Origin of the sequence: Cochleicola gelatinilyticus, assembly GCF_001637325.1 — a bacterium.
Taxonomy (GTDB): Bacteria; Bacteroidota; Bacteroidia; order Flavobacteriales; family Flavobacteriaceae; genus Cochleicola; species Cochleicola gelatinilyticus.
Genome location: NZ_LRXL01000026.1, coordinates 161,408 through 187,906 on the forward strand (window position 1 = coordinate 161,408; position 26,499 = coordinate 187,906).

A 26,499-nucleotide genomic window follows, 5' to 3' on the forward strand; every position below is an offset into this window, starting at 1 on the left:
TAGTGATTTGATAGGGTGTAAAGATACTCAATTATATAATGACAGTAGGCTTAAGCAAATCGTATTAATTACCATGATTATATGTTAAAACGCACGTTGTCTTATACTTTTATTAACACTTTCATTATCTTGCATCTTCAAAATTAATTTTTCAATAAAATAATCTTAAATGAAAAGAATTACCCTACAATCAATTTTGGCGGTATCCTTCCTGTTCTTTAGTATGGGGATGGCTGCTCAAAATTCATCTTTCTGGACAGCTGTTTCGGAAAACGATGTAGCCAGCCAACAATTACAGCAACGTGTTTCTACTCCTGCTGATTATGAATTATTCAGACTAAATAGTGAAAACTTATCGGCAGCGTTACATACTGCACCACAGCGTAGCGAGGTTGCAACTTCAAATGTGATCATTCAACTTCCTAATGAAAATGGAGAATTGCAAAATTTTAAAGTAGCCAGAGCCGATGTTCTTAGCGAAGGTTTAAGAGCTCGTTTTCCAAATATTGGTTCGTATGTAGCTCAAGGAATCGACGATCCAACTGCAATAGCTCGTTTTAGCTATTCTACCATTGGTCTTCATGTAATGATTACTTCAGGAGTTCGTGGAACCTATTATATGGATCCGTATACTGCAGATAACAGTACTTATATTGGATATTCTCGAAGAGATGTATCCCAAACAGAGAACAACTTTGCCTGTCTTATTGATGACAATGAAGGTCCCGAATTAGATGCTGCACTATTTAACGCGGATGATGGTATGTTACGTACTTACCGTCTTGCAATTGGTGCGACAGGAGAATACTCTCAATTTCATTTAAATCAACAGGGAGTTCCTTCTACTGCAACCGATGAAGTAAAAAAAGAAGCAGTACTTTCTGCTATGAATGTTACGATGACCCGTGTAAATGGACTTTTTGAAAGAGATGCTGCACTTACTATGATCATTATAGATAACAATACAGATATCATCTTTTTAAATGCTTCTTCAGATCCATATACCAATAACAGTGCATTTGCTTTATTAGATGAGAACCAAGAAACCTGTGATGACATTATAGGGTCAGAAAATTACGACATTGGTCATGTTTTTAGCACCGGTGGTGGTGGTGTTGCACAATTAAATTCTCCTTGTACTACAAGTAAAGCTCGAGGTGTGACTGGAACAAACAGTCCGATCAACGATCCTTTCGATGTTGATTATGTTGCACATGAGATGGGTCACCAATGGGGAGCTACACACACTTTCAACAATTCGTGTGGCGGAAACAGAACCAATTCTACTGCTTACGAGCCAGGAAGTGGATCTACTATTATGGCATACGCAGGGATTTGCGGACCAAATGTACAGAATGCAAGTGATGATTACTTTCATGCAGCAAGTATCAACCAAATGTGGAATAATATTTCGGCAGGATCGGGTAGCACATGTGCTATGTTAAGTGAAACGATGAATGCAGCACCTATTGCAGATGCTGGTGAAAATTATGTAATTCCTCCATCGACACCTTTCGTATTAACTGGAACAGGTACCGATAGTGATGGTGATGCATTAACTTACTGCTGGGAACAATATGACAATCAAATTGCAACTATGCCTCCAAGTACTTCTTCTACGGTAGGACCTACTTTTCGTTCTTTAGACCCTTCGACCGACACACAACGCTTTTTTCCAGATTTTGAAAGAGTATTGTTAAACGGAAGCACAGGAACTACATGGGAACGTTTACCTGCAGTCTCAAGAATCATGCGTTTTCGCCTTACGGTACGTGATAACGTAGCGGGTGGAGCAGGAACTGCAAGTGATAATACTATTATTACTGTTAATGATACCGACGGACCTTTTGCGGTAACATCTCCTACAGCTACTGCAGAATGGCAAATTAACAGTACTCAAACGGTTACATGGGATGTAGCAGGAACCGATAGTGCTCCATTTAACACTCCAACCGTAGATATTCTTTTATCTGTAAATAATGGTGAATCTTTTGATTTTCAATTAGCTACTGGAGTATCAAATAACGGATCAGCAGATATCACAGTTCCTGATATTCCGTTTACAGACGAAGCGAAAATCATGGTACGTTCTGTTGATAATGTTTTTTATGCATTAAATGCAGGGCAATTCGACATCGACCCATCATTATCAGCTGAAGAATTTGCTTTCGACAATTTCGCATTATGGCCAAACCCTGCTAATGGGACGTTTAACCTATCTTTTATTCCTGAGTCTTCAGACAAAGTAGAAGTAGCGCTTTACGACATTAGAGGTCGAGTAATTAGCCAACAAACATTCGAAAATGTTTCAGGAACTTTTTCTGAAAGCTTCGATGCTTCTAAGTTAAATACTGGAATGTATTTTGTAAAAATCACAAATGGTGACAAGCAATTAACTTCAAAATTAATGAAGAACTAATTGATCTAACTTATTGATTTTAAAAAGGCTCGGAATGTATTCCGAGCCTTTTTTTTTATCTTAATTTCAGAAACTAGAACCTCATATCGTGCAGCGGTAAACTTCAGAAGAGTTCAAAGGAAATACGCTTTCTAATATTAGCGTCTTTTACTAAATATACTTCTAAAGTATTCAACCACTAAATACAAACTAAGACCGATTGTTTCAACAAAGAACACATGTATTCTTTGAAGGTTTAAAATGCCCAGTTTATTTCAATAAAAAAAGCCGCACTTGTCAGCACGGCTTTTGTATGGTAATATTAGATCACCTACATTGAAATCATTCGCGAGATCGAAGTAACTCGCTGTTCTGTTACTTCAGGCACTTTAAAATCCAAATGCATCATAATTCCTTTATTTGTTTTTTCTAACTTTAGGCTTCCGTTAGTTACTCTATAATGCCCTGCCTCTCCTTTGCAGTAACATTGTTTTCCGAAGAGCAATTGTACATCTTGCAAATTAGAATCGCTCAAGCTCATTGTATTAGTTACTTCAGGAAGTTCAAATTGAATAGTTTCAGAATAATTTCCATCTGCCGTTCCTGCAGGCCCCTTTTTTGCATAGGTATAGGTTACAACGGTTTTATTTCCTGCTTCTATTACCGAATACAAACCTCCAGTGGCTTCATCATCGGCAACAGTTAACGTTGCATTTTCTCTTACTTCCACAGTACATTCACCGCCTTCAGGACACATTTCTTTCATATTCATAGAGGTTTCGGTGGTGTTTCCTTGTTGCTCTGCTTCTTTCTCTGAAGTAGATTTACATGAATTTGCCAGGATAAGCGCTAAAGAAATTAATAATACTTTCATATATAATGGTTTAAATTTAAATTATTCGTTTTCTAGAATGACTTCCAAGTCGAGTACATCGGGATTTCTTATATACGCTGTAAAAGATCGTTCTATTACAATGGTTTTTCCGTCTAAGGAAAATGTTGCATCTTCTACAGAGGCTTCCTTAATTTTCTTCGGAAAGGTATATTTTAATTTATAGGTCGAACTCCCCATAAAGGCTTCCATTCCCTGCATGCTATCGAGTTGTTTTTTATGCGCTGCTTCATCGATAATATAGGCATCTCGTTTAAAAACATCGTTTGTAAACGAAAAACTTGTACCAAAAACCTCACCTGAAGCATCTTCGGTTTTACTCACATTGGTATCTCCCATAGAAGGCATTAAGCGCGAAGAGTTTTGCATGCCATTCATTAATTCATTTGCTTCAGCTACATTAGAAAAATCGGTAAACATATCGAAGACCATAGTACCTTCATCGGTATCTATTACCATATGTAATTTATAATTTTCTAATTTTTTCAATTTGCGCTGCTCAGCTTCAGGAAGCGTCGCAATACTATCCTTTTTTTCTTCTAAAAATTGTTTAAATGAGATAATAGAATCGATACGTTTCGGAATAGAGTCTTTCATTAAATCACCCCCAAATGCCATCATTTCACTTAAATCCATTTCGATCGCCATACGTCCGCTTCCATCCTCTTGTAAGGTCATAGTTTCAGTAAAAGAGCAACTGGCAAAAAAAACAACAATACTTATTAATGCTAAAAACTGCTTCATCAAAAATTTATTTAGGATTGTTAAGAATAATAAGTGCAGCAATAACTCCAGGAATCCATCCACAGATGGTCAATATTAAAACAATTAACACCGACCCGCAACCTTTATCGATTACAGCAAGAGGCGGAAATAAAACAGAAAGCACAACTCTCCAAAAACTCATAGAAACAAATTTACAAATTAATACTATAGCCTATATGTCTTTTGTTAAGGCAAATGTTACACATTTAGCGAATAGTAAAATTATAACTAGTTATTTCAACAAACTTTAAATAGTGAAAAAGTTAAGAAGGTTTTAGGAAAGCCATATCGGTTAATTCTGCGAAATACCCTAATTTTGCAGCTTTAAATTAAAGAACCACTGTATGCAACTTTCTGAACAGGAACAAGTACGTAGAGAGAAACTCTCACAATTACGCCAGCTAAACATCAACCCGTATCCAGCCGATTTATACCCAGTAGATCACACAACAAAACAGCTGAAACAGGACTTTAAAGAGGGTAAAAAGGTTGTAATTGCAGGCCGATTAATGTCGCGACGTATTCAAGGGAAAGCCTCTTTTGCAGAACTACAGGATTCTGAAGGCCGTATACAGGTTTACTTTAACCGGGATGAAATTTGTACTGGAGAAGATAAATCTTTGTACAACGATGTGTATAAAAAATTACTGGACATCGGTGATTTTATCGGTATCGAGGGTGAGTTATTTACAACTCAAGTAGGGGAAAAAACGGTCATGGTGAAAAACTTTGTATTGCTTTCTAAAGCATTGCGCCCACTCCCCTTACCAAAAGTAGATAGCGAAGGAAACAAACATGACGAGTTCAACGATCCTGAATTACGATACCGCCAACGGTATGCAGATTTGGTCGTGAATCCACATGTAAAAGAAGTTTTTAAAAAAAGAACAAAACTTTTTAATGCCATGCGTACGTTTTTTAACGAACGTGACTATTTTGAGGTTGAAACACCAGTATTGCAACCTATAGCTGGTGGTGCAGCAGCACGTCCCTTTGTAACGCATCATAATTCTCTTGACATGCCGCTTTACATGAGAATTGCAAACGAACTTTATTTAAAACGTCTTATCGTAGGTGGATTCGATGGGGTGTACGAGTTTTCTAAAAACTTTAGAAATGAAGGGATGGACCGTACCCACAACCCAGAATTTACCGCTATGGAAATTTACGTGGCGTATAAGGATTACAATTGGATGATGGACTTCTGTGAGCAATTACTTGAATTCTGTGCTACGGAAGTAAATGGAACTTCGAAAGCTACCTTCGGAAAGCATGAAATCGATTTTAAAGCGCCCTATCCAAGAGTGACCATGGCAGATGCTATTAAAAAATTCACAGGTTTCGACATTAACGGAAAATCTGAAGACGAATTACGCCAAGCCGCAAAAGATCTGGGAGTCGAAGTGGATGCTACCATGGGGAAAGGAAAATTAATCGATGAAATTTTTGGTGAAAAATGTGAAGGAAACTTTATTCAGCCAACCTTTATTACCGATTATCCAAAGGAGATGAGCCCGCTTTGTAAAGAACATCGCGACAATCCGGAGCTTACAGAACGTTTCGAACTAATGGTCTGCGGAAAAGAGATCGCCAACGCATATAGCGAATTAAACGACCCAATAGATCAAAGAGAACGATTTGAGGCACAATTAAAACTTGCCGAAAAAGGAGATGACGAGGCTACAGCTTTTATCGATTATGACTTCTTACGAGCATTAGAATACGGAATGCCACCTACGAGTGGAATGGGAATTGGAATGGACCGACTTATTATGTTTTTAACCAATAATGCGTCAATACAAGAAGTATTATTTTTCCCTCAAATGAAACCGGAAAAGAAAAAAGTTGCCATGACCGAAGAAGAGAAAGCTGTTTTTACACTTCTTAAAGCGAATTCTCCTATTGAACTAGAAGCACTAAAAACCCAAAGCGGATTGAGTAATAAGAAATGGGATAAGACCATTAAAGGATTAACAAAAAGCCAAGTTGCAAAAGTTAGTAAAACCGACGATGGCTTGTTTGTAGAAGCCGTTTCTTAAAATCACACACCTAGAATTAATAAAGCTCCAAAGGAACCTATGTCCCTTTGGAGCTTTTGTTGTTACCAAGCTTATCTATCCTGCTGATTTGCCCATTGAACATCCCGTGTATTTTTTTGAACAGCAACGGCTGCAAATAAACTTAACAAGAAAGACATTCCGTAGAATCCTTTTTCGCTTAACTCGAGGTCCGCATTCCAGAGTCCGATAATGAGTAATAAAATAGATGCGATGGTCGTGAACCAACTAATTCCGTAGTAAATATCGGTTACTGGGATTTCTTCCATGCGGTCTCGTACACTTTTTTGTACAGAAACCACAGAGAACAAACCAAAGAGCAAAATCGTAAAATAATAGCCTTTCTCATTCAGCCACATGTCCGCATTCCATAATCCGATGCAGTACGAGATCATCCCTGCGAATAAAGCGGTCCAACTCGCCGATATAAAAGCAGGAGTTGGCTTACAGCTAAATGTTGGGTTCTTTTTAGTTTCACTTTTCATGTTTTCAATAAGCGATGCATTTACGGGCTTTTTATCTGATTTTCCCATGATCGGAGAATTTGAAATCTCATGTTCCATAATCTTAAGTTTTAAATGAATTTATTTCGATTCTAAAACAAAGATGCTTCAATCGATGGCATTGAAAAAAGAAAAATAATCCTAACACTTACGATTAAAATAGTAATTTTAGCGTGTTTACTACTGAAATTAAAAACAGCTGTTTTCATATAACTTACGATTAAATGAGCACAATTTCAAAAATAATACATACCCTTTCTGAAGCAGACCGAAAAGAATTCGTGGCTTTTCTTAACAAAAAGAATCGTCGAGGAGACACAAAGAACGTACAGCTCTTTCAGTTAATCGCTAAAGATTTTAAAGGACAAATCGATGAAGAGCTATACGGAAAACCTTCCAAAAATGCCTATCACGCCTTATCGAAACGCCTTCAGGACGCGTTGATAGATTTTATCGCTACAAAAGGATTTTCAGAAGAAACGAGCGAAGAAATGGATATTCTTAAATTCCTTCTAGCTGCTCGTATTTTCTTTGAATACAAAGAATATAAGATTGCATTTAAAACCCTTCAGAAGGCAGAAAAACTTGCCTTATCATTAGATGTGTACACCCTTCTTGCCGAAATTAATCATACTAAAATACAGTATGCCCATTACAATGAATATTGGGATTTAAACGAGCTTATTGCTTCAACGCAACACAACCTACACTTAGTGCAACGTGAACAACATCTTAACATGGCATATGCGAGTATAAAAGCGCAACTTAAGTCGAATACCACAAAGCCCGTAAACGAAATTATCCTTGAGGCATTTTCTAAATTTAATATTGAAGTCGACACCACACTTACCTTTAAATCATTGTACCAGCTTCTTAATATTACAGCCACAGCAGCTACGCTTCAAAGTGATTACCATCAAATTTCTCCGTACATGCTCACCTTGTACAAGATTGTTTCAGAAAAACAAAAAGAAACCCTCACTAAAGACAAACATTTGTATTATCATATTGAGATTCTCAATTTAATGGCGATCACTAATTTCAGAAATAAAAATTTTAGAGCTTCTTCGGAATTTACCACGCTCATGAAAACGCAAATGCTGAAACAGAATAGCACGTATTACAATCGTTTTCTTGAAAAATGGACTGTTCTAAAAGCGCTAAACCAAAATTACACAGGTGCTTCCAGTAATGCCATTTCACTACTTCAAAAATATAAAGGCGATTCGCTAGACATAAAACTTACTCTTGTAATGTGTCATTTTCAACAAAATAACTACAAGGAAGCCTATGCAATACTGAAGCATTTTCAGCACAGTGATCGATGGTATGAAAAAAAAACAGGGTGGATCTGGGTACTAAAGAAAAACATCATCGAAATTTTACTTCTTATGGAATTAGACAAGTTAGATTTGGTGTTAACGCGCTTAGAGAGTTTTAATAAACGGTTTGGAAAACGGCTTAAAAAAGTAGGAGAAAATAGGGTGATTCAATTTATGAAATTGGTGCGTTTATATTACGAAAACCCAATGGCAGTAACTTCAGAAAAGTTTAAAAATAAGGTTGAAAATTCGTTCGAATGGATTGGGAAAGAACAAGAAGATATTTTCGTAATGAGTTTCTATGCTTGGTTGAAATCGAAGATGGAACAAACCTCATTGTATGAAACTACATTGAAGTTAGCACAATAAGAAACACCACTACCATTATTTCCATCCTTTTGGCATAGGTGGCCCGAAATCGCTTCGGGAATGTTAGTGATGTTTTTAATAAATATGAATTACAGTATTTGTCTCGAAAAAAGGAAACTACTTTCAGACCTTAGTAAAAACGCCATTCGCATATAACTCTTCTCGGCAAAAAAGCTCAATATTTCTATTGAAATCACGAACGGCGTTCATCCAACCTACTACTTAAATTTTCACGCTAAGCTCCTACTTTACGAAGATATGCGATGTCATTTTCTACGGTTAGTAGTAAAACACTAGTTGCTGTGCAAAACACTGGGCTTGTTATACAATGATGCCCATTCCAACTACCATCTTCATTCTGAATTTTTAGAATTCGTCCACTCATATCATCGTACCATTTTTTCCAATCTTTATCTTTATTCACCACTAAAGACTCTCCCGTTTGCAGAAAACTTAAAAACTCTTCTCCCCCGTTGTTTCCAAATCCATTAAGCACATCTTGTTGTTGGGCAGTCTCTTTCGCCGCTTGATACACATTGTAAGAAGCCGCATATTCGATTGCTTCGGGTTTCGAATACCCAGCTTTTTCGAGGTTAGATACTGTAACAGCTTCTTCTTGAATAGCACCATTTTTAGAAGCTTTTTTAATTGCCTCTTCAGCTTTACGGGCTTGTTTGGCACTTGCACGAACACTTCCACTTACCGAGTATAGCATTACCCCTGCTCCGTCTTCGGTCTTTATTGCTCCCGAAGAAGCATTGTAGTTGTCTTTTTGATAGTCTCTGGTTCGCTTTAAAACATCTTTATCTACAGTTACTCCCACAGCTTCTGCAGCTTCTAACGCGCTGTTTGCCAATCCACTTTGCAACACACCTGCCCAACCTGCTCCGTTTTGTCTTCCCGAAGCATCGGTTCCTCTTTCAATTTTCGAGATACAGCGATCTAATGCTCGTACTATTCGCTTTTCTTCTGCCCCTTTCACGTTGCGATCTAACAAAGCTGAGAAGAACTGAGCCGTTAATACAGCATCGATATTTTCACCTAATTTTGTTTGAATCTGAGTACCTCGAACAGTAGTAATAAAAGGGCTATCACTCGAACTTTCTTCTACTGTTTTTAATAAGAACTGCAATGCCCTCTGAAGGTTCTCAGCATAGGGTCCAGTTTTTAAGGTGGTACCGCTGCGCAACAAAGCCATAGCAACCATCGAAGTCGTGGCAGGATCTGCTTCGACAGCATGTGGATCTCGAATACTCTGCGCATTGTGACTTCCGGCCCCGTACCCACCATTTTTTAATTGAGCCTCCGCCAGCCATGTGAGTCCGTCGCGTACCGACAGGTTTAGATTTTCATTAGTTTTATAAACATTAAATCCTTCCGAAGATTGTTCCCCCATAGTGGTCATAAAAACACACCCTTCAATAGGCTCAAGAGTTCGTTTGGTTTCTGCGTAGCTTTCTGTGGAGAAATCGAGTAATAAAAAAGTGCTAACTACCAAGGCAAGAAATGCAGTTAAGATCAATTTTGTTTTCATAGCGTTTCAGTTTTAATTCGTACCGAAACTATCGCAATCCCTTTCATTATAAAAACACCCCTGAGGGAATCGAGGTTTTTGATGAGGGAACCACCCATTCGAGGTAGTTTAGAATTAACACGCTTATGGTCTCACTTTCAACCGAATTTTCTATTTTTAGAGAAAATTACTTTAAAATATGAAAACTTACTACGCTTTGCTTTGTATGGCACTGTGCATGCTTACTGCCTGTGGAGGAGATGATGAGTATGTACCTGTTGAGGAAACCGATATGGAAGCTCCAACGGCTCCCGTTAACTTAGAGGCTACGACGGTTTCTGAAAATTCGATAAGCCTTTCATGGGGAGCAGCAACCGATAATGTGGCGGTAACAGGATATACGCTGTATCAAGACAACGTAATTGTTTTAGACAATCTAGAAACCACATCGGTTCTAGTTAGCGATTTAGAAGAAGATGCAACTTATACTTTTTACGTAACTGCTTCTGATGCAAAAAACAATGAATCGAATGCCAGCAATACTCTTTCTGTAACTACGGCACTAACACCAATTGCTTTTACAGAAACACTTTCTGAAATGGGTATTTTCACGGGAACTCTTTCTGAAATTACTCCTGCGGAAGGGGTTCAATTGTATGAGATTAACAGCACATTATTTACCGATTACGCTTCCAAACAACGCTTAATCCGCCTTCCTGAAGGGAAATCGATGGAATATAACGGAGATGAATTACTTCCTTTATTTCCAGACAATACACTTATTGCAAAAACATTTTATTATAACATTGATGATCGTGACCCTAACCTTGGGAAGCAACTTATTGAAACACGTGTTTTTCTGAAAATTCAGGGCTCATGGAAAACTGGGAATTACATTTGGAATTCAGATCAAACGGAAGCTACCTATCGCGAATTGGGAAGTATTGAAGCGATTAGTTATATCGATAGTGATGGAGCTACTCAGAATATAGCGTATGAAATTCCTTCACAGCAGGATTGTGCCACGTGCCATAACAATAATGACATGGTGTTTCCTATCGGAATGAAGCTACGAAGCATGAATTTTAATCCAGATAATGAAACTATTAACGAAAATCAATTAGACTATTTTATTAATAACGGATTACTTACTGGACTTAGCTCAAGCTCCTTAGTAAGCACCCTGCCCGATTGGACCGATGAAGCAACATGGGATGTTTTTGAACGATCACGCGCCTATATGGATGTAAATTGTGCACATTGTCACCAACCCGGAGGTGAAGTAAGTAATTTTGATATCGATTTTAGATTTGAAACTCCTTTCGATGATACTGGTATTTATGCAAATCGTGGTGAAATAGAAGCACGAATACAAAGTACGGCACCCACCTACAGAATGCCACAGTTGGGTCGCACCATAGTTCATGAAGAAGCAGTTGCCATGCTATTAACATACCTCGAAGCAATCGAAGATTAGTTTTTGCTATCTAGATATTTTAAAGCCATCTTTTGTAGGTGGCTTTTTCTATTTCAACAAATTAAATTAAACCTTTTTTCATTTTTATCGTCCAAACAACGTTGAACATAAAAAAAATAAATTATGAAAAAGGTATTAATTGTATGCATCGCTTTAATAAGCATGAGCACATTTGCGCAAGATCGCATGAAAGAAGGAAAAGAAAACCGAAAAGAAATGCGAGAAAAAATGAAATCGCTTTCTCCTGAACAAAAAGCGCAGTTAAAAGCTAAAAAAATGACATTAGCGCTAGATCTTTCAGAAAAACAACAAACTGAAATTACTAAGGTTTTAACGCAAGCTATTTCAGAAAGAAAAGATGTAATGGCAAAGAAAAAAGAAACTACCGATAAAACGGCAGATCAACTCTTTGAAAATCGCCAGCAGTTTTTAGATCAAGAAATTGCCATGAAGAAGAAAATGAAAGAGATTTTAAATGAAGAACAATTTGAAAAATGGGAGCAGATGGATAAAAAACGTAGAAAACACATGGGAAAGAAAGGAAAACGGTCTAATAACAGAAAAAAATAATTAAATCGATTCCTGTTTTTGGCTCAGTTTTTGGATATTATCTTAGAAATTGGTTACTTTAGTAATCTCAAAAACAATAAACAAATGAAAAATCTAATTACAGGAATTGCTTTCGCATTTGCAATGGTGCTAAGTATACAAACTACTACAGCACAAACTAAATTGTCGCAGGACCAAGATAGACCTGAGGTTATTGCAAAACAACAAACTGCCGAATTAACAGAGCAGTTGAGCTTAAACGGAGAACAAAGCCGTGCTGTTTTCAGAGCTTTAGTTGCAAATGAAATTAATTATAAGAAGCATGTTAATGGAAAAAAAGCAAGTGACCCTACCGTAGTAGCTTCCAAAAAGAAGTTTGATAGCTCGCTTGACGAAAACATGAAAAAAACCCTAACTAAAGAACAATATGAAAGTTGGGTTAAAATGAAAAAAGGATAAATATAATTTCTCCTAAAAAGAAGAAATCCCTCTTTAACGAATGTTTTAGAGGGATTTTTTTTAATGCAATGTTGCTGCTATCTTTCCGCAAGCAGCAATGGTTCTATCAAGATCTTTATAGCTTAACGCCTCTGTAATAAACCAGGTTTCAAAAGCGCTTGGAGCAATGTAAATTCCTTCCTTGAGCATGCCGTGGAAAAAAGCCTTAAAGGTTTCGTTATTTCCCTGAGCAGCAGTTTCAAAATTAGTCACGGGTGTTTCAGAAAAATGCACCGATATCATAGATCCTACACGATTTATAGTATGCACTACGTTATTTTGTTCTAATTGCTTTGCGATACCCTCATGCAAATAAGCTGTTTTTTCGGCTAGTGAAGTGAACAATTCTGGCTTCGAATTTAATTCAGACAGCATCGCATATCCTGCAGCCATAGCTAATGGGTTACCGCTTAAGGTCCCTGCTTGATAAACGGGTCCTTCTGGCGCCAACATTTTCATGAATTCATCTCTCGCAGCAAATGCACCTACAGGAAGTCCTCCACCAATTACTTTTCCGAAGGTTACAATATCACAAGCTACATCATAGAGTTCTTGAGCGCCTCCTTTTGCCAGTCTAAAACCAGTCATTACCTCATCAAAAATCAATAAGATATTATTTTTATCACACTCTTGTCTTAAGTCTTGTAAAAAGGATTCACTCGGTGGAATACACCCCATATTCCCTGCAACTGGTTCTATAATAATGCAAGCAATCTCATTTGTATGTTCAGCAATAAGTTTCCGAACGCTATCAATATCGTTGTAAGTAGCCAACAAGGTATCTTTCGCTGTTCCTTTCGTTACACCCGGACTGTTAGGTGTTCCAAAGGTAACCGCCCCACTTCCTGCTTGAATGAGAAACGAATCACTATGACCGTGATAACAACCTGCAAATTTTATTATCTTATCTTTTCCAGTATAGCCCCGTGCCAGTCTTACAGCACTCATACAGGCTTCGGTACCACTATTCACAAAACGGATTTTATCAATATTAGGCACCATAGAAACCGCTAAAGCAGCAATTTTAGTTTCAATTTCGGTAGGCATTCCAAAAGAAGTACCATTCTCTGCAGCTTCAGAAACTGCTTTTACAACAGGATTATGAGCATGCCCTAATATCATAGGGCCCCAAGAATTTATATAATCTATGAAAGTATTTCCGTCAACATCATAAAGATAAGCCCCCTTTGCTTTTTCAACAAAAATAGGATCTCCTCCAACAGCTTTAAATGCTCTTACAGGTGAATTAACTCCACCAGGAATAACTTGTTGTGCCTCGTTAAAAAGCTCACTACTTCGTTTGTAAATCATACTATAGGTTTAATTTTGGGACGTAATTAGTTTTTGTCCAATTGAAATTTCGTTAGAGGTCAAGCCATTAAGTTGCTTTAACCTATCGACAGAAAGTCCGTAACGTTTAGAGATACTATAAAGCGTATCTCCTTTAATAACAGTGTACGTAGAACTTGAATGTCTTTCGGTAGAAGTGTGGGAGGCTACAGGAAGCATCCCTTTACCGGTTTTATTTAAAACTGCATCATCGAGTAATGCTAAATTATAACGTTCTATAATGCTTATTAATTTATCTGGATACTTAGGATCTGTGGCATAACCCGCTTTTCTTAATCCTTTTGCCCAACTTTTATAATCATCTTTTTTAAATGTAAAAAGGTCAGCATACCTACTTCTTCCCGATAAAAAAAGCGAATGATCACGGTAAGAATGTTTAGGATCATCATACTTTCTAAAACATTCTTGAGATGCGTCATCATCGTGATAAACGCGCCCTCCTGTCCATCCTTTATGGCATTTAATTCCGAAGTGATTTTTTGCTTTTCTAGTTAACTCCCCTCTACCAGCGCCGCTCTCTAAAATTCCTTGAGCTATCGTAATGCTGGCAGGAATGCCATATTGCTCCATTTCTTCTTTAGCGATTGTACCATAATTGCTAATATATGCTGCAACCACCTCATCGTAACTTGCGTTTGTTGCGGGCACTACTACCACTGTAGGAGACTCTTCCACCTTATCTGGTGCGGTATTTTTAGTTCCAGCAATTTTTACGGGTCTTTTAATTCTTTCGGATCTTGGTACTTTTTTATAACCAGTTGCCCCCTTTTTAGATTTACAGCCTGTAAAGCATAGTAATAGTATAATAAGCAGTGTACCTATTTTTACATTCATATCACACGATAATTTGTGGTAAATTTTTCTTTTCTAATTTCACATTCATGCCAGGAATTCCTTGTAGTCCACCCGTATGAACGGCTAAAATACGGCTATTTTTTTTGAAATACCCTCTTTCTACCATAGCTATAATTCCAAAAATCATCTTCCCAGTGTAGACAGGATCCAGTAATATATTTGTATTTTTTTTAAATAAATTTATAAACTGAATTAACTCTGGAGTGACTTTAGAATAGCCTCCAAAACAATAACGATCGGTAAGCATAAAATTGTTTTTAGAAGTGTATTTTTTTATTTCTGAAAGCTGAAAGGTTCCTTTTAATGCAGAAAAACCAATCACTTCTTGTGTTTCATCTGAAGCTTCAATAATTCCTGCCATGGTGCCTCCCGTTCCTACTGAAACCGCTAGATAGTCAAACTCTTTATCCTTTTCAGTAATAATCTCTTTACAGCCATTCACCGCTAAGGCGTTGGTACCGCCTTCAGGAATACGATAAAAATCTCCAAATACATTCCGAAGTAAATGAATTTCTTCAGGCGTTTCTTTTAATCGATAAGCTTCTCTAGACACAAAATGCAATTGCATTCCGCAGGCTTCTGCATAACGAAGGGTTGAATTTAATGGTTTATCAGCAAGTTCTTCTCCACGAATAATCCCTATGGTCTTTAGATTAAACATTTTTCCTGCCGAAGCAACAGCCGCTATATGATTAGAAAAAGCACCTCCATAGGTAAGTAGTACATCTTTACCTTCAACCTTAGCCTGCTGTAGATTGTATTTTAATTTTCTGTATTTATTCCCTGAGACAAATGGATGAATTAGATCTTCCCGCTTTAAAAATAGTGAAACTGAAGCATCTTCAAGAACAGGATGCTTAATGGCCATATTTGAAATCATTTCGGGGAATAAATTCATAGTGTTTGCAAAGCTAATCTGAAAAATTTTACTCAGGTATAAAATACGACAATACCTATTCTTAATTAATATATATTTTACAGACTACTGAAAACTTGTTAATAAATATTGCTTTTAATCGATTTAATTTGTTTTTAATCGACAATATAATTATCATTGACAATTATTAATCATGCCCCAATTAATATGAGAAAAAATAGTTCTGCAAATCTTTGCGCTTTTTTATGCTTATTTATTTTCTTTCTATACGGCAGCCATGCCCAAGTAGGAATAAATACAACAACACCTGCGGACGGTGCTCTGTTAGATGTTTCAAGTTCTAATAAAGGTTTTTTAATGCCGCGTGTTGAACTTACAGGAACCAACGATGTAACCACAATTACTCCCTCAGCTACTACTGGTTTGTTAGTTTACAATACAGTAACTGCGGGCCCCTTAGCAACACAAGTTACTCCAGGTTTCTATTACTGGAGCGGAGTACAATGGAGACGACTCTATAATCAAGGATATACTCTTAAATATGATCAAACAAGTGAAGCAAGGGCTAGTGCACTTTCTACAGTTTACACAAATTTACCAGGCTTAAATACTGGAACTATCACAGTACCTTTTAGCGGAACGTACCAAATTATAATACATGGTTTTTACGCCGCAGGAAATCTTATAAGTAACTCCTACGATGGCGCAGCACAAGGCTCAATAAGTTTAGCGGTAAGTGAAAACGGTGGAGCGCTCTCTACTCTTAAAGAGGCGTATGTAACAACCACTTCGAAAAGTGTTAATGGGACTGTTGTAAATAATTTAGCACAAAGTGTTACAATTCTCGTAAACATTGATCTTGATGTAACCAAAACATACCGATTTCAAGTACGAGGAAGAGAATGGAAAACAAATAATGTTTCTAGAGGGTACTATGGAAAAAACACGAGTAGCTATTCAGGCGCTAGCAGTGTTAACGATGCTCAAAGAGGCACTATGAGTATTTCACTTATCAAGCAATTTTAAAACATACATTCATGATACATTCACAAAAATTTCGTGAGCAGCTATTATTGTTTGTAATAGTTATTTCAACGTCTCTCACCTTACATTCGCAAGTAGTTATTGGTGGTGTAGACGCTGCCGATGGTGCAATGTTGCAGTTAGACAGTGAAGATAAAGGGTTTATGATACCTAGAGTCGCATTAACTGGCAGAGATGATCATACTACAATTACTGGAGTTGAACCTGAAGGCTTATGGGTTTATAATACAGCAGACTCAGGCATTGGTGAGAATAGAGTAAATGAAGGTTTCTATTTTTATGATGGTACCGAATGGGTACGACTGTACAATGAAGGCTACACTCGACAATTTGAACAAACCTCAGCGGTGCGATCTGCAAACCAATCTTTCACCTATATTATTCCAGGTTTAAATCAAACTATTGTAGCTCCATATACTGGACTCTATCAAGTTCATATCACTGCTTATTATGCGGCACCTTATGGAAGATTTTCCTCAAGAAAGGCTCTTGGGTATGGGTCTGTAATGTTATATGTAGATGGTACTAAAGTTTCTGAAAGCTTTATCCAATCAATATCAAAAACAACTCCTGGAGCATTTCGAGCTCTTGGAGAGCAAACCACTATAATCCATAATGTCGATATGGTTGAGGGTCAATCCTATAACCTTTTTGCCGCTGTGAGAGAATGGAGACAAGTAAATCAAGACACTAGAGACCTTGATTTTATCGTAAATGGTAATTACGGAATATGGGGCATTCGTACCGATGTGTATGAAGGTGGTTTACCCACGATCGACAACGCCCAAAACGCCTACATGACCGTAACCTTATTAAGACAATATTAACCCCCAATTTATATTTATTAAAATCTATATTATGAAAAATAAGTTACCCCGCAATTTTTCAGCATTACTAGCTGTTGTCGCTTTGGCTTCAGTTTCAGTTTTGGCAATTAACAAAAGTTCTAAAATTAATTCAGAAAAATCAGATCTTGTTGAAATAGATCGTTCAAGAGATTCTGAAGGAGACACCTTCTCTATTGTTGCTTACGACTCGAATACCGGCGAAATTGGTGGTGCTGGTTGTAGTTGTTACAGTGGCGAAATAGATTTCTTAAATGATATTATTCGCGCCAACGACGGTACGCTTTTAGGAGCTATCCACTCTCAGGCTGCCTATAATGCAACCAATCAAGCTAACGCAAGAGCTAGAATGCGTAATGGAGATACTCCTGCTCAAATTATTAATTGGCTTAGAAATAACGATGTTAATACTGGAGGATCCATTGCAAACAGGCAATACGGTATTGTTGGAATCGACGGTGCTGGCACAGTTCGAACTGCAGGATTTACAGGAAATTCTAATGGAAATTATGCAAATGATTTACAAGCGAGTGATGACGGTTTTTATTTCTCAGTACAAGGAAATATTCTAGACACGCAGAACGGTCAGGATTTACTTGAAGATATGAGAGCCGCTTTCGAGAATGCCAACGGAACCCTAGCGCACAAACTCATGGCTGCTTTACAAGGCGCTAAACGAGTTGGAGGAGATAATCGATGTCAAGGTGAAGGTATTAGCGGTAGAGCTTCATTTATTAAAGTTCTACGCCCTCAAGATGCTTTAAACAACCCATATATAGACATTTCTGTTTATCCGAATATTGCCCAAGTTGAGCCAATTGATGTACTTCAATGTAGTTATGACGCTGCAGTTAGTACACCTTTATGTCGTGAAACAATTAACACATTTCCTTATATAATGGATTTTGAAACAAAATCTTGGGAAGAAGAACAAACGTGCAGTACTAACAGTTCGTGGATTAGAAGTCGATTTCCAACACTATCAAGCAATACAGGTCCAAATGGAGCTAATGAAGGTACACTTTATGCATATGTGGAAGCTTCAGATATCAATAATCAAGGATTTGAAAATAGAGTGGTCATGGGATCTCCATGTTTTGAAATTCCTTTAAACCATACTGCAACTATGAGTTTCGATTACCATATGTTTGGTGCGAATATGGGAACACTAAAGGTAACCGCAAATGACGGTACAGGTTGGGTAGAGCTCTGGTCTGAATCTGGAAATAAAGGAGCTAGTTGGTTTAATGATACCACGATAGACCTAAGCCAATTTGCAGGTGGAACTGTGAAACTACGATTCGATGCAACCACAGGTGCCGGTTTTGCTAGTGACATGGCGGTTGATGATGTAAATATTACAGTGACTGAAATTCCATGTACTATCGCAACACAATATAATTCTGGAGGATGGACAAATGGGCTTCCAATTGCAACCCGCCCTGCCATTATAAACGAAAATTACAACACAACGATTGCCAACATTGAAGCTTGTACGCTTACTGTAAATACAGAGAAAACCTTAACAATTTCTTCTGGAACACATATTTTGATCGACGGTGATATCACGATCGACGGTACGCTTGTTATCGAAGATGGGGGAAGTCTTGTGCAATTAGATGATAGTGCGACTGTAATTAACAATGGTACAATTTCAGTACAAAAAGGAATTACCGACATAGGAAACAGAGGATTCTTTATAGGTGCGAGTATGATGACGACAGAAAATAAAGATGCATTTGGAGCACCTATTCAATTTAGAAATCACGTTACTGGAAATTTTATTCCACATCCAGAAGTAGAGGATAACTATCCAGGAGCTTCAAATTTTGCAGATAATGACGGAAATAACTGGCTACACTATGCAGGCACCATGAATCCGGGAGAAGGATATTTAGTAATGCCTCAAACCACTCCTACAATTGGAGGTCCAGCAGATTATACTTTTAATTTTGAACAAACTAGCGCAGAAGGTACGCTTAACAATGGAGAAGTAACCTTCGATATTCTATACAACGGAACCCAAAATGCAAGTCCGAACATTTTAGGAAATCCTTATGCATCTGCTATCGACGCAGAGATTTTTATGGGAGTTAATGATGAAATTGAGGTAGTGTATCTTTGGAATCATTTAACGGGTCCTTCAAATACGTATAATGGATACAACGCTAACAACTATAGTATGGGCGATATCTCTTTGTATAATGACGTGTTAAAAATGGGATTACCAGCAGCAAACGGAGGCGCTACGCCAAACAAGTATATTGCTTCAGGGCAAGGGTTTGGTGTGAAGGCGGTATCGGGAACCGATGTTGTATTTAACAACAGCATGCGTGTTGTCGATAATAATGACACATTTAATAGAGATGAAGAAATTAGAGATCGCTTATGGATCAATATTTTCAACGATACATATCATATAGGAAGTACTACTGGAGTAGCATTCACCAACGTCACTACAGATCAATTTGATCAGGGAGCAGATATTTCTCGTTTAGCAACACCAGTTTCTCTTTACTCAGAATTAAGCACTGGTGAAGAGCTAGGAATTCAAGGAAGAAAATTGTTTGAATTTAGCGACTCGGTTTCATTAGGGTTCTCAACTCAAGTTGAAGAAAATGTGACTTACCGTGTATCACTTCATGATTTTAATGGACAAAACCTTGAAAATGCCGATATCATTCTTATCGATAATTTAAATAGCACGCAAACTCTATTAAATGAAACCGATTATGAATTTACCAGCAATGCAGGGACGTTCTCTAACCGCTTTACCGTAATCTTTAGAGATCAAACCATTTTAAACACCAACGAAACCAATTTAGATACAGTTCGTGTATACCCTAATCCAACACAAAATGAAGTGCATATTGTAGCTCCAAATACTGTTGTGACCAGCGTTAAACTTTATGATATTCAAGGAAGAAAAGTAAGTGAGAAAAAGTACCATGTACAAAACAACAACACTATAGATCTTTCAAATCTAACTACTGCCATGTATTTTATTAAAATTACTACAGAAAGTGGATCGACTACTAAAAAGGTCATGAAATTATAACACATCAATTCCCTTAAATTTAAAAGCCTGAACTTAATGTTCAGGCTTTTTTTATAAATAGGTTAAGAAATTCCAAAAATGTCGTTTCTCTAAATACTGAAGATTCCCTTCATTGGCGTATGCTTCTCGCTCAAAGCTAATGTTCTTATATGCTTTATATCGATCTTTATATTGCAATAAACGAACCCCATATTCCACTACATACCAGATGTAAAAAGGTACGACAAGCAATTCTGTTTGCTGCTTTAAATGAATCCGCTCATGATTTAGAAAAGTAAGGTCTTTTTTCATTTCTCTGCTTCGAACAATCACAAAAGGCCAAAGGCTGATTCCCGTGAAATGCTTCCGAAGTAAAAAACGATTTACTAAAATTATCATTCAGAAAAGATACTAAAAAACTAAACATCACCATTTATTTAGCCCCTGCTTAGCTATAATTGTTTCCGTTTCATGAAGTTCAGAAATTGTAAAATGTTATTTTTGTTAGATGTTGTTTCCGAAGAAAAAAATAGAACTAGAAGAAGGTGATTACTACCTCACGCCCGAAGGTTATAAATGCTTTACAGAACAGTATCACCTAAAAAGAGGCTATTGTTGCGAAAGCGGATGCCGTCATTGTCCCTACGGATTTAACAAGAAAACGAACACCAGGAATAAGGAAAATTAAAAAACTGCTCTAAATATAAATTCTGAATATTAAGTACTATGACTTTTAAAGAAGAGATACAACAAGGCATTCCCGAACAACTTCCCGAAATAAAAGCATACGATACGGAAGTAAATCACGCACCAAAGAGAAAAAAGATTCTTACTTCGGAAGAAGAACAACTCGCTTTACGCAATGCACTTCGATATTTCGATAAAAAACATCACGCTACACTCCTACCAGAATTTAAAGCAGAACTGAAGGAGTACGGTCGAATTTATATGTATCGCTTTCGTCCCGAACACAAAATATATGCTCGGCCTATTTCTGAATATCCAGGGAAAAGTGAACAAGCAAAAGCGATTATGCTTATGATTCAGAATAATTTGGATCATGCCGTGGCGCAACATCCACACGAATTAATCACCTATGGTGGAAATGGCGCCGTTTTTCAAAATTGGGCACAGTATCGATTGGTATTATTCTACTTATCTCAAATGACCGATGAACAAACGCTGGCAATGTATTCGGGACATCCGCTTGGCTTGTTTCCTTCTCACAAAGACGCGCCTCGCGTTGTAGTAACCAACGGAATGATGATTCCCAATTATTCACAACCCGATGACTGGGAAAAATTTAACGCGCTCGGGGTAACGCAATACGGACAAATGACCGCGGGAAGTTATATGTATATTGGTCCACAGGGTATTGTGCACGGAACCACGATCACGGTATTAAATGGTTTCAGAAAAATTAAAAAAGCTCCTAAAGGAGGGTTATTTGTTACATCTGGATTGGGAGGAATGAGCGGTGCGCAACCCAAAGCAGGAAACATTGCTGGATGTGTTACAGTATGCGCCGAAGTAAATAAAAAAGCGACCCAAACAAGACACAGTCAAGGCTGGGTCGATGAAGTGATCTCGAATGTAGATCAACTTTGCAAACGCGTAAAAGAAGCAACTAAAGCCAAAGAAACGGTTTCTATAGCCTACAATGGAAACATTGTCGACGTTTGGGAAGCATTCGATACTCACGACATAAAGATCGATCTGGGGAGTGACCAGACCTCTCTGCATAATCCGTGGGCGGGTGGTTATTACCCGGTAGGACTTACCTATGAAGAAGCTAATGAAATGATGGCGAACAATCCCGAAGCATTTAAAAAGGAAGTTCAGAAGAGCCTTCGAAGACAAACCGATGCCATAAATAAACACACAGATAAAGGGACGTATTTTTTTGACTACGGAAATGCGTTTCTATTAGAAGCTTCCAGAGCTGGTGCCGATATCATGGCGAAAGGATCTGAAAAAGAATTTAGATATCCGTCGTACGTTCAAGACATTATGGGCCCAATGTGTTTCGATTATGGGTTTGGCCCTTTTCGTTGGGTGTGTGCTTCAGGAAAGCCAGAAGATCTTCAAAAAACAGATACGATTGCTTCAGAAGTGCTCGAAACCCTTAAAAAGGATGCTCCAGAAGAAATTCAGCAGCAAATGGCCGATAACATTCAATGGATTCAAGGGGCGCAAGAGAATAAACTTGTGGTTGGTAGCCAGGCACGTATTTTATATGCCGATGCAGAAGGCAGAATGAAGATTGCTTCGGCATTTAATAAGGCTATTTCTGAAGGAACCATAGGGACAGTTATTCTAGGGCGTGATCATCATGATGTTTCGGGAACCGATTCTCCGTACCGAGAAACCTCGAATATCTACGACGGAAGCCGTTTTACTGCAGACATGGCAATACAAAATGTTATTGGAGATAGCTTTCGAGGTGCTACTTGGGTTAGCATTCATAATGGCGGCGGTGTAGGATGGGGAGAAGTTGTAAACGGCGGATTCGGTATGGTTCTTGATGGTACTAAAGACGCTCAACGACGTTTAGAATCTATGCTATTCTGGGATGTAAATAACGGGATCGCACGGCGCAGTTGGGCACGAAATGAAGAAGCAGTATTTGCAATTAAAAGAGCGATGAAGAACAATCCTCAATTACAAGTAACACTTCCTAATTTTGTAGATGACACATTGTTTAACTAAACATAGAAATTACTATGAAAGCATTAAAATTTTTACCGCTTTTAGTTCTTTTTGTATTTGCTTCCTGTACGAGTGTTCGTGTTGCAAGTGATTACGATAAGAAAGCAAACTTTAACAGCTATGGATCGTTTGCGTTTTATAAGCCTGGGATTGACAAAGCAAAAATATCTGACCTTGATAAGAAAAGAATTCTTCGTGCAATCGAATCGGCAATGACCTCGAAAGGCATGATTAAATCTGAATCACCCGATCTGCTCGTGAGTATCTTTACTAAAGAACGCGAACGTGTAGATGTGTATAATAATAACTTCGGGTATGGTTGGGGTTGGAATCCTTGGTTCTACGGAAATTATGGAAATAGTGTTTCCCGTTCTACGGAAGGATCTTTATACATAGACCTTATCGACACTAAAACAAACGAATTGGTATGGCAAGGAATTGGAACTGCTAGCTTGCATACCGGAAGTGACATCGATAAAAAAGATGAACGTATTCGGGAAATTGTAAATGAGGTATTGGCAGAATATCCACCAAATAAAATGAACAATTAAAATAACTTCAAAGCCCTCGATCGAGGGCTTTTTTAATTTTAAAATGTTATTTATGAGCTTTAATCAACTCGGCTTACAAATCCAAAAGTATTTTCATTCAATTAGCATTCGTAGAGAGGTACAGCTTCTTTTTAAACCGACTTAAGAACTGTAAGGATTAAAATTATAAGCGTCCAACACAATTAGCAACACCGAAAATACAAAACTTCATTTTGTAATACTACTTACTGAAGATTTTAAAAATGAAATAGTAAACACCCTCCTATTTGTGAATTTAATTTATGAAAGCGCTTCAGAAAATAGCAATATCACTATTACAGATTTTTCCTGTGCAGATGGGAGAAGTTTATTAAAACAAAAAGGACTCTATAAAATTATATGGGCTCGAGGCTCAGATTTAAAATTGTTGATCGATGGCTGTTATACTACTTTAAAAAAAGACCACCTTATTTTTTGCACCCCATTAAACGTTATTACTTTATTCGATGCTGAAAGTAAAATTGTATCTTTTGTTTTTAATAGAGAATTCTACTGCATTTTAGATAATGATGATGAGGTTTCATGTAATGGATATTTATTTTATGGTTCCTCAAACCCTGTAGTCATAAATCTAGAATCTAAAGATTCAGTGGATATACATGATATTTTTGAAAATTTTAAAAGTGAATTTAATTTTATAGATAGTTTTCAAGGAGAGATGTTGCGCACATTATTAAAACGACTCTTAATAAAGTCTAATAGGTTATTAGATAAAAAGAAATTTGAAAATGAATTAAATCTTTCAGAAAAGGATGTAATTCGACGGTTCAACATTCTAACTGAAAAGCATTATAAATTACTTCACAAAGTTTCAGATTACGCTTCATTACTTTCAAAATCACCAAAGACCATAGCAAACGTGTTTTCAAAGTATACCAAAACTACACCTCTCATGGTAATTAATGAGCGTATTTTGTTAGAAGCAAGAAGAATGTTATTGTTTTCAGAAAAACCAGTGAAAGAAATCGCTGAGAATTTAGGATATACATATGTAAGCCATTTTTCATCTTTTTTTAAAAAAAATCAAGGCTGCAGTCCTGTTCAGTTTAGAAAAAAAAATGAATTCTATCAACAAAGGAACAATCCATAACCTTTCGGGAAATATCTTCATAAGCCGCATTATTATTGACCTTATTTGTGTTAAGTCCTTCACAAAAAATACTATTCAGGAAATTTCATCTATTTATTAGCGACCTAAAAATTCTAATAAATAATAAAATTACAATGAATATGAAAAATTTATCTTTAATACTTTTAAGTGCTTTGGCATTTACTTTTTACTCCTGTAGTGACGATGACAATGGAAACACTCCTCCCGATGGAGAAAACACAGTAGCTGGATACATCTATACTACTACAAATGGGCAAGGAATAAATCAAGTTATTAGATTTGACAGGTTGCAAGATGGCTCTATCGAAAATGAAACTGCTTATGCGACCAACAGTCAAGGGGGTTCAAACATAGGTGTAGGTGGCGATGCATTTGGAGATTTCGACTCTCAGGGTGCTATTCAAATTATTGATGACTATTTACTTAATGTAAATGCTGGAGGAAATACTGTTTCGGTATTTTCTTTAGATAGAAGCAATGGTGATATTTCGCTACTAGGAAACACAGCTTCCGGCGGAACACGTCCTGTAAGCATTAGCAGCACTCCTGTGAATGGGAGTGAAACAGAATTCTGGGTGATGGTTGGTAATCAATGGAACAATCCTAATGTGCAAAAGAATGTACCCGATGTTGAACGTTATCCAAACGATGCCTTCCATATGATGGATCTCACTGAGGCAGACGCATCTGACGCCGAAAGAAATATTGCTCTATTTAGATTTAATACAACTGATGGGACTTTAAGTCCACAAGGAGTAATGGATAATTACGTAAGAGAAAACGGTGGACCCGTACAAGTGCTTTTTAGTGAAGATGGATCTAAGGTAGCAGTTTCTTTATGGGGTATTGCTCACTTTTTAACAGACAGTCCTTCATTAGATGAGCAACACCCAAGCCGAGTTTATGTATATGATTTTAATAACGGTACAGTTTCTAACCCTCGATTTTTTGAAGAATCTGGAGTTGCTGGAACCATTGGGATTAGCTGGGCTCCTAATAGCAATACAAATCTGTATTCAACCAATTTTAACGTTACTGTTGCGAAAGCTGAGAACAGTGTTATTTCACTTAACGACACAGGTTCTGAGGTTGTAAAGACTGCTAATTTTAATGCGGGTAATGGTGATGATCTTGATGAAGCATGCTGGACGGTAATAAGCCCAAACAACGATAGGTTATACGTTTCCAGTTTTAAGGCAAATGTGATTACTCCTTACGCTTTAGGTGCAGGTGGCGCAATAACAGAAACGCTTCCATTTGAGACGCGTGAAGGTACAATGCCAGCTGGGGATTCAAAAGATATGTGGATTACCTCAGACAATTCCTATTTATATCATATAGGAGCTTTTCAATCTTTTTCAATGAATGTATTTGACATTACTAGTAATGGACTTGATTTTAGAGAACAAATACTTTTAAATACAACCCAAAGTGGACAAGGTCAACCAGGAGCCTTTAATTTCTTAGGGTTAACTGGTTTTGATCTATAATAAATTATAGATAAACAGCTAAAGCAGTTTAATTAAAAGAGCAAGTACTTTTCTTATTCGATTTTACTTAGTAGTTATTTTGCTGTGGGAAGTAATTTTAAAATTTACTCAATATGAAGCGCAAGACATTTATTAAAAATAATATTTCAATGTCTTGGGGCATGATCTAACTACTATCTATCTTTTATATAATTTTAAGTTTGTTTTTAACCTCCTTAGTCATTGGATTAAGGGGGTTTTTATTTTAT

At 37.2% G+C, this 26,499-nt stretch carries 23 protein-coding genes; 14 read left to right on the forward strand and 9 right to left on the reverse strand.

Annotation, left to right across the window (positions count from 1 at the left end; translation table 11 throughout):
* Positions 1–169 precede the first annotated feature (169 nt).
* Entirely contained in the window at positions 170–2,419 is a 2,250-nt protein-coding gene (locus ULVI_RS02690) for a zinc-dependent metalloprotease (protein ID WP_082830769.1), read from the forward strand.
* A gap of 310 nt (positions 2,420–2,729) precedes the next feature.
* Here the strand turns inward: ULVI_RS02690 and ULVI_RS02695 are convergent, their stop codons facing one another.
* From ULVI_RS02695 to ULVI_RS15295, 3 genes are read right to left on the reverse strand one after another with little or no spacing between them, the layout of a single operon-like run.
* Positions 2,730–3,272 carry a hypothetical protein gene (locus tag ULVI_RS02695; protein ID WP_068589480.1) on the reverse strand — a complete coding sequence of 181 codons (543 nt, stop codon included), beginning with the start codon at positions 3,270–3,272 and terminating at the stop codon, positions 2,730–2,732.
* Between the two features lie 21 nt (positions 3,273–3,293).
* Positions 3,294–4,034 carry a hypothetical protein gene (locus tag ULVI_RS02700; RefSeq protein WP_068589484.1) on the reverse strand — a complete coding sequence of 247 codons (741 nt, stop codon included), beginning with the start codon at positions 4,032–4,034 and terminating at the stop codon, positions 3,294–3,296.
* Positions 4,035–4,041: 7 nt separating this feature from the next.
* Positions 4,042–4,197 (reverse strand): YqaE/Pmp3 family membrane protein, encoded by a 156-nt coding sequence (locus ULVI_RS15295; protein WP_082830770.1) that lies wholly within the window; start codon positions 4,195–4,197, stop codon positions 4,042–4,044.
* Between the two features lie 202 nt (positions 4,198–4,399).
* Here ULVI_RS15295 and lysS point away from each other — a divergent pair, with 202 nt between their 5' ends.
* Positions 4,400–6,094, forward strand: coding sequence for a lysine--tRNA ligase (gene lysS, locus ULVI_RS02705; protein ID WP_068589486.1), 1,695 nt, complete (start codon positions 4,400–4,402; stop codon positions 6,092–6,094).
* 71 nt (positions 6,095–6,165) lie between these two features.
* Here the strand turns inward: lysS and yiaA are convergent, their stop codons facing one another.
* Positions 6,166–6,597 (reverse strand): inner membrane protein YiaA, encoded by a 432-nt coding sequence (gene yiaA / locus ULVI_RS02710; RefSeq protein ID WP_068591325.1) that lies wholly within the window; start codon positions 6,595–6,597, stop codon positions 6,166–6,168.
* 242 nt (positions 6,598–6,839) lie between these two features.
* On the opposite strand from yiaA, the gene ULVI_RS02715 reads away from it, so the two are divergent.
* Entirely contained in the window at positions 6,840–8,306 is a 1,467-nt protein-coding gene (locus ULVI_RS02715) for a hypothetical protein (RefSeq protein WP_068589489.1), read from the forward strand.
* 235 nt (positions 8,307–8,541) lie between these two features.
* Here the strand turns inward: ULVI_RS02715 and ULVI_RS02720 are convergent, their stop codons facing one another.
* Positions 8,542–9,840 (reverse strand): prenyltransferase/squalene oxidase repeat-containing protein, encoded by a 1,299-nt coding sequence (locus tag ULVI_RS02720; RefSeq protein WP_068589492.1) that lies wholly within the window; start codon positions 9,838–9,840, stop codon positions 8,542–8,544.
* Positions 9,841–10,018: 178 nt separating this feature from the next.
* Here ULVI_RS02720 and ULVI_RS02725 point away from each other — a divergent pair, with 178 nt between their 5' ends.
* The 3 genes from ULVI_RS02725 (at position 10,019) to ULVI_RS02735 (ending at position 12,304) form a co-directional block, all read left to right on the forward strand.
* Positions 10,019–11,296 carry a fibronectin type III domain-containing protein gene (locus ULVI_RS02725; protein ID WP_082830771.1) on the forward strand — a complete coding sequence of 426 codons (1,278 nt, stop codon included), beginning with the start codon at positions 10,019–10,021 and terminating at the stop codon, positions 11,294–11,296.
* A 123-nt stretch (positions 11,297–11,419) separates the two neighbouring features.
* Complete coding sequence (locus tag ULVI_RS02730; RefSeq protein WP_068589494.1) at positions 11,420–11,866, forward strand: hypothetical protein; 447 nt, start codon at positions 11,420–11,422, stop codon at positions 11,864–11,866.
* A gap of 84 nt (positions 11,867–11,950) precedes the next feature.
* On the forward strand, positions 11,951–12,304 hold the full coding sequence (locus ULVI_RS02735; protein WP_068589497.1) for a hypothetical protein: 354 nt from the start codon (positions 11,951–11,953) through the stop codon (positions 12,302–12,304).
* A 60-nt stretch (positions 12,305–12,364) separates the two neighbouring features.
* Here the strand turns inward: ULVI_RS02735 and hemL are convergent, their stop codons facing one another.
* Genes hemL through ULVI_RS02750 form a run of 3 tightly spaced genes read right to left on the reverse strand, consistent with a single transcriptional unit; the run spans position 12,365 to position 15,446 of the window.
* Positions 12,365–13,654: a glutamate-1-semialdehyde 2,1-aminomutase gene (hemL, locus tag ULVI_RS02740; RefSeq protein ID WP_068589500.1), complete on the reverse strand. Its 1,290-nt coding sequence runs from the start codon at positions 13,652–13,654 to the stop codon at positions 12,365–12,367.
* 9 nt (positions 13,655–13,663) lie between these two features.
* On the reverse strand, positions 13,664–14,527 hold the full coding sequence (locus ULVI_RS02745) for a glucosaminidase domain-containing protein (RefSeq protein ID WP_068589503.1): 864 nt from the start codon (positions 14,525–14,527) through the stop codon (positions 13,664–13,666).
* Between the two features lies 1 nt (position 14,528).
* Positions 14,529–15,446, reverse strand: coding sequence for a 1-aminocyclopropane-1-carboxylate deaminase/D-cysteine desulfhydrase (locus ULVI_RS02750; RefSeq protein ID WP_157632554.1), 918 nt, complete (start codon positions 15,444–15,446; stop codon positions 14,529–14,531).
* Between the two features lie 186 nt (positions 15,447–15,632).
* On the opposite strand from ULVI_RS02750, the gene ULVI_RS02755 reads away from it, so the two are divergent.
* Genes ULVI_RS02755 through ULVI_RS02765 form a run of 3 tightly spaced genes read left to right on the forward strand, consistent with a single transcriptional unit; the run spans position 15,633 to position 20,372 of the window.
* Positions 15,633–16,451: a hypothetical protein gene (locus ULVI_RS02755; protein WP_068589506.1), complete on the forward strand. Its 819-nt coding sequence runs from the start codon at positions 15,633–15,635 to the stop codon at positions 16,449–16,451.
* Between the two features lie 11 nt (positions 16,452–16,462).
* Positions 16,463–17,296, forward strand: a complete 834-nt coding sequence (locus ULVI_RS02760; RefSeq protein ID WP_068589509.1) for a hypothetical protein — start codon at positions 16,463–16,465, stop codon at positions 17,294–17,296.
* Positions 17,297–17,327: 31 nt separating this feature from the next.
* Positions 17,328–20,372 carry a DUF1028 domain-containing protein gene (locus tag ULVI_RS02765; RefSeq protein ID WP_068589512.1) on the forward strand — a complete coding sequence of 1,015 codons (3,045 nt, stop codon included), beginning with the start codon at positions 17,328–17,330 and terminating at the stop codon, positions 20,370–20,372.
* 51 nt (positions 20,373–20,423) lie between these two features.
* On the opposite strand, the gene ULVI_RS02770 is transcribed toward ULVI_RS02765, so the two are convergent.
* Complete coding sequence (locus ULVI_RS02770) at positions 20,424–20,750, reverse strand: hypothetical protein (protein ID WP_068589515.1); 327 nt, start codon at positions 20,748–20,750, stop codon at positions 20,424–20,426.
* 109 nt (positions 20,751–20,859) lie between these two features.
* Here ULVI_RS02770 and ULVI_RS15520 point away from each other — a divergent pair, with 109 nt between their 5' ends.
* The 5 genes from ULVI_RS15520 (at position 20,860) to ULVI_RS02790 (ending at position 26,251) form a co-directional block, all read left to right on the forward strand.
* On the forward strand, positions 20,860–21,039 hold the full coding sequence (locus ULVI_RS15520; protein ID WP_082830772.1) for a DUF5522 domain-containing protein: 180 nt from the start codon (positions 20,860–20,862) through the stop codon (positions 21,037–21,039).
* 38 nt (positions 21,040–21,077) lie between these two features.
* Entirely contained in the window at positions 21,078–23,060 is a 1,983-nt protein-coding gene (locus tag ULVI_RS02775) for a urocanate hydratase (RefSeq protein WP_068589523.1), read from the forward strand.
* A 14-nt stretch (positions 23,061–23,074) separates the two neighbouring features.
* The gene (locus tag ULVI_RS02780) at positions 23,075–23,611 is read left to right on the forward strand and encodes a DUF4136 domain-containing protein (RefSeq protein ID WP_068589525.1); all 537 of its coding nucleotides are present in this window, start codon (positions 23,075–23,077) and stop codon (positions 23,609–23,611) included.
* Positions 23,612–23,879: 268 nt separating this feature from the next.
* Entirely contained in the window at positions 23,880–24,740 is an 861-nt protein-coding gene (locus tag ULVI_RS02785) for a helix-turn-helix domain-containing protein (RefSeq protein WP_068589529.1), read from the forward strand.
* Positions 24,741–24,880: 140 nt separating this feature from the next.
* Positions 24,881–26,251: a lactonase family protein gene (locus ULVI_RS02790; protein WP_157632555.1), complete on the forward strand. Its 1,371-nt coding sequence runs from the start codon at positions 24,881–24,883 to the stop codon at positions 26,249–26,251.
* Positions 26,252–26,499 lie beyond the last annotated feature (248 nt).

What these genes read in the sequence shown, in the direction of transcription:
- ULVI_RS02730 (WP_068589494.1), top strand. Translation starts at nt 11,420, where the DNA reads ATGAAAAAGGTATTAATTGTATGCATCGCTTTAATAAGCATGAGCACA.
- ULVI_RS02735 (WP_068589497.1), top strand. Translation starts at nt 11,951, where the DNA reads ATGAAAAATCTAATTACAGGAATTGCTTTCGCATTTGCAATGGTGCTA.
- ULVI_RS02690 (WP_082830769.1), top strand. Translation starts at nt 170, where the DNA reads ATGAAAAGAATTACCCTACAATCAATTTTGGCGGTATCCTTCCTGTTC.
- ULVI_RS15520 (WP_082830772.1), top strand. Translation starts at nt 20,860, where the DNA reads ATGTTGTTTCCGAAGAAAAAAATAGAACTAGAAGAAGGTGATTACTAC.
- ULVI_RS02760 (WP_068589509.1), top strand. Translation starts at nt 16,463, where the DNA reads ATGATACATTCACAAAAATTTCGTGAGCAGCTATTATTGTTTGTAATA.
- hemL (WP_068589500.1), bottom strand. Translation starts at nt 13,654, where the DNA reads ATGATTTACAAACGAAGTAGTGAGCTTTTTAACGAGGCACAACAAGTT.
- ULVI_RS02720 (WP_068589492.1), bottom strand. Translation starts at nt 9,840, where the DNA reads ATGAAAACAAAATTGATCTTAACTGCATTTCTTGCCTTGGTAGTTAGC.
- ULVI_RS02775 (WP_068589523.1), top strand. Translation starts at nt 21,078, where the DNA reads ATGACTTTTAAAGAAGAGATACAACAAGGCATTCCCGAACAACTTCCC.
- ULVI_RS02765 (WP_068589512.1), top strand. Translation starts at nt 17,328, where the DNA reads ATGAAAAATAAGTTACCCCGCAATTTTTCAGCATTACTAGCTGTTGTC.
- ULVI_RS02745 (WP_068589503.1), bottom strand. Translation starts at nt 14,527, where the DNA reads ATGAATGTAAAAATAGGTACACTGCTTATTATACTATTACTATGCTTT.
- ULVI_RS02715 (WP_068589489.1), top strand. Translation starts at nt 6,840, where the DNA reads ATGAGCACAATTTCAAAAATAATACATACCCTTTCTGAAGCAGACCGA.
- ULVI_RS02755 (WP_068589506.1), top strand. Translation starts at nt 15,633, where the DNA reads ATGAGAAAAAATAGTTCTGCAAATCTTTGCGCTTTTTTATGCTTATTT.
- lysS (WP_068589486.1), top strand. Translation starts at nt 4,400, where the DNA reads ATGCAACTTTCTGAACAGGAACAAGTACGTAGAGAGAAACTCTCACAA.
- ULVI_RS02790 (WP_157632555.1), top strand. Translation starts at nt 24,881, where the DNA reads ATGAAAAATTTATCTTTAATACTTTTAAGTGCTTTGGCATTTACTTTT.
- ULVI_RS02695 (WP_068589480.1), bottom strand. Translation starts at nt 3,272, where the DNA reads ATGAAAGTATTATTAATTTCTTTAGCGCTTATCCTGGCAAATTCATGT.
- ULVI_RS02700 (WP_068589484.1), bottom strand. Translation starts at nt 4,034, where the DNA reads ATGAAGCAGTTTTTAGCATTAATAAGTATTGTTGTTTTTTTTGCCAGT.
- ULVI_RS02780 (WP_068589525.1), top strand. Translation starts at nt 23,075, where the DNA reads ATGAAAGCATTAAAATTTTTACCGCTTTTAGTTCTTTTTGTATTTGCT.
- ULVI_RS02750 (WP_157632554.1), bottom strand. Translation starts at nt 15,446, where the DNA reads ATGAATTTATTCCCCGAAATGATTTCAAATATGGCCATTAAGCATCCT.
- yiaA (WP_068591325.1), bottom strand. Translation starts at nt 6,597, where the DNA reads ATGAAAAGTGAAACTAAAAAGAACCCAACATTTAGCTGTAAGCCAACT.
- ULVI_RS02770 (WP_068589515.1), bottom strand. Translation starts at nt 20,750, where the DNA reads ATGATAATTTTAGTAAATCGTTTTTTACTTCGGAAGCATTTCACGGGA.
- ULVI_RS02725 (WP_082830771.1), top strand. Translation starts at nt 10,019, where the DNA reads ATGAAAACTTACTACGCTTTGCTTTGTATGGCACTGTGCATGCTTACT.
- ULVI_RS15295 (WP_082830770.1), bottom strand. Translation starts at nt 4,197, where the DNA reads ATGAGTTTTTGGAGAGTTGTGCTTTCTGTTTTATTTCCGCCTCTTGCT.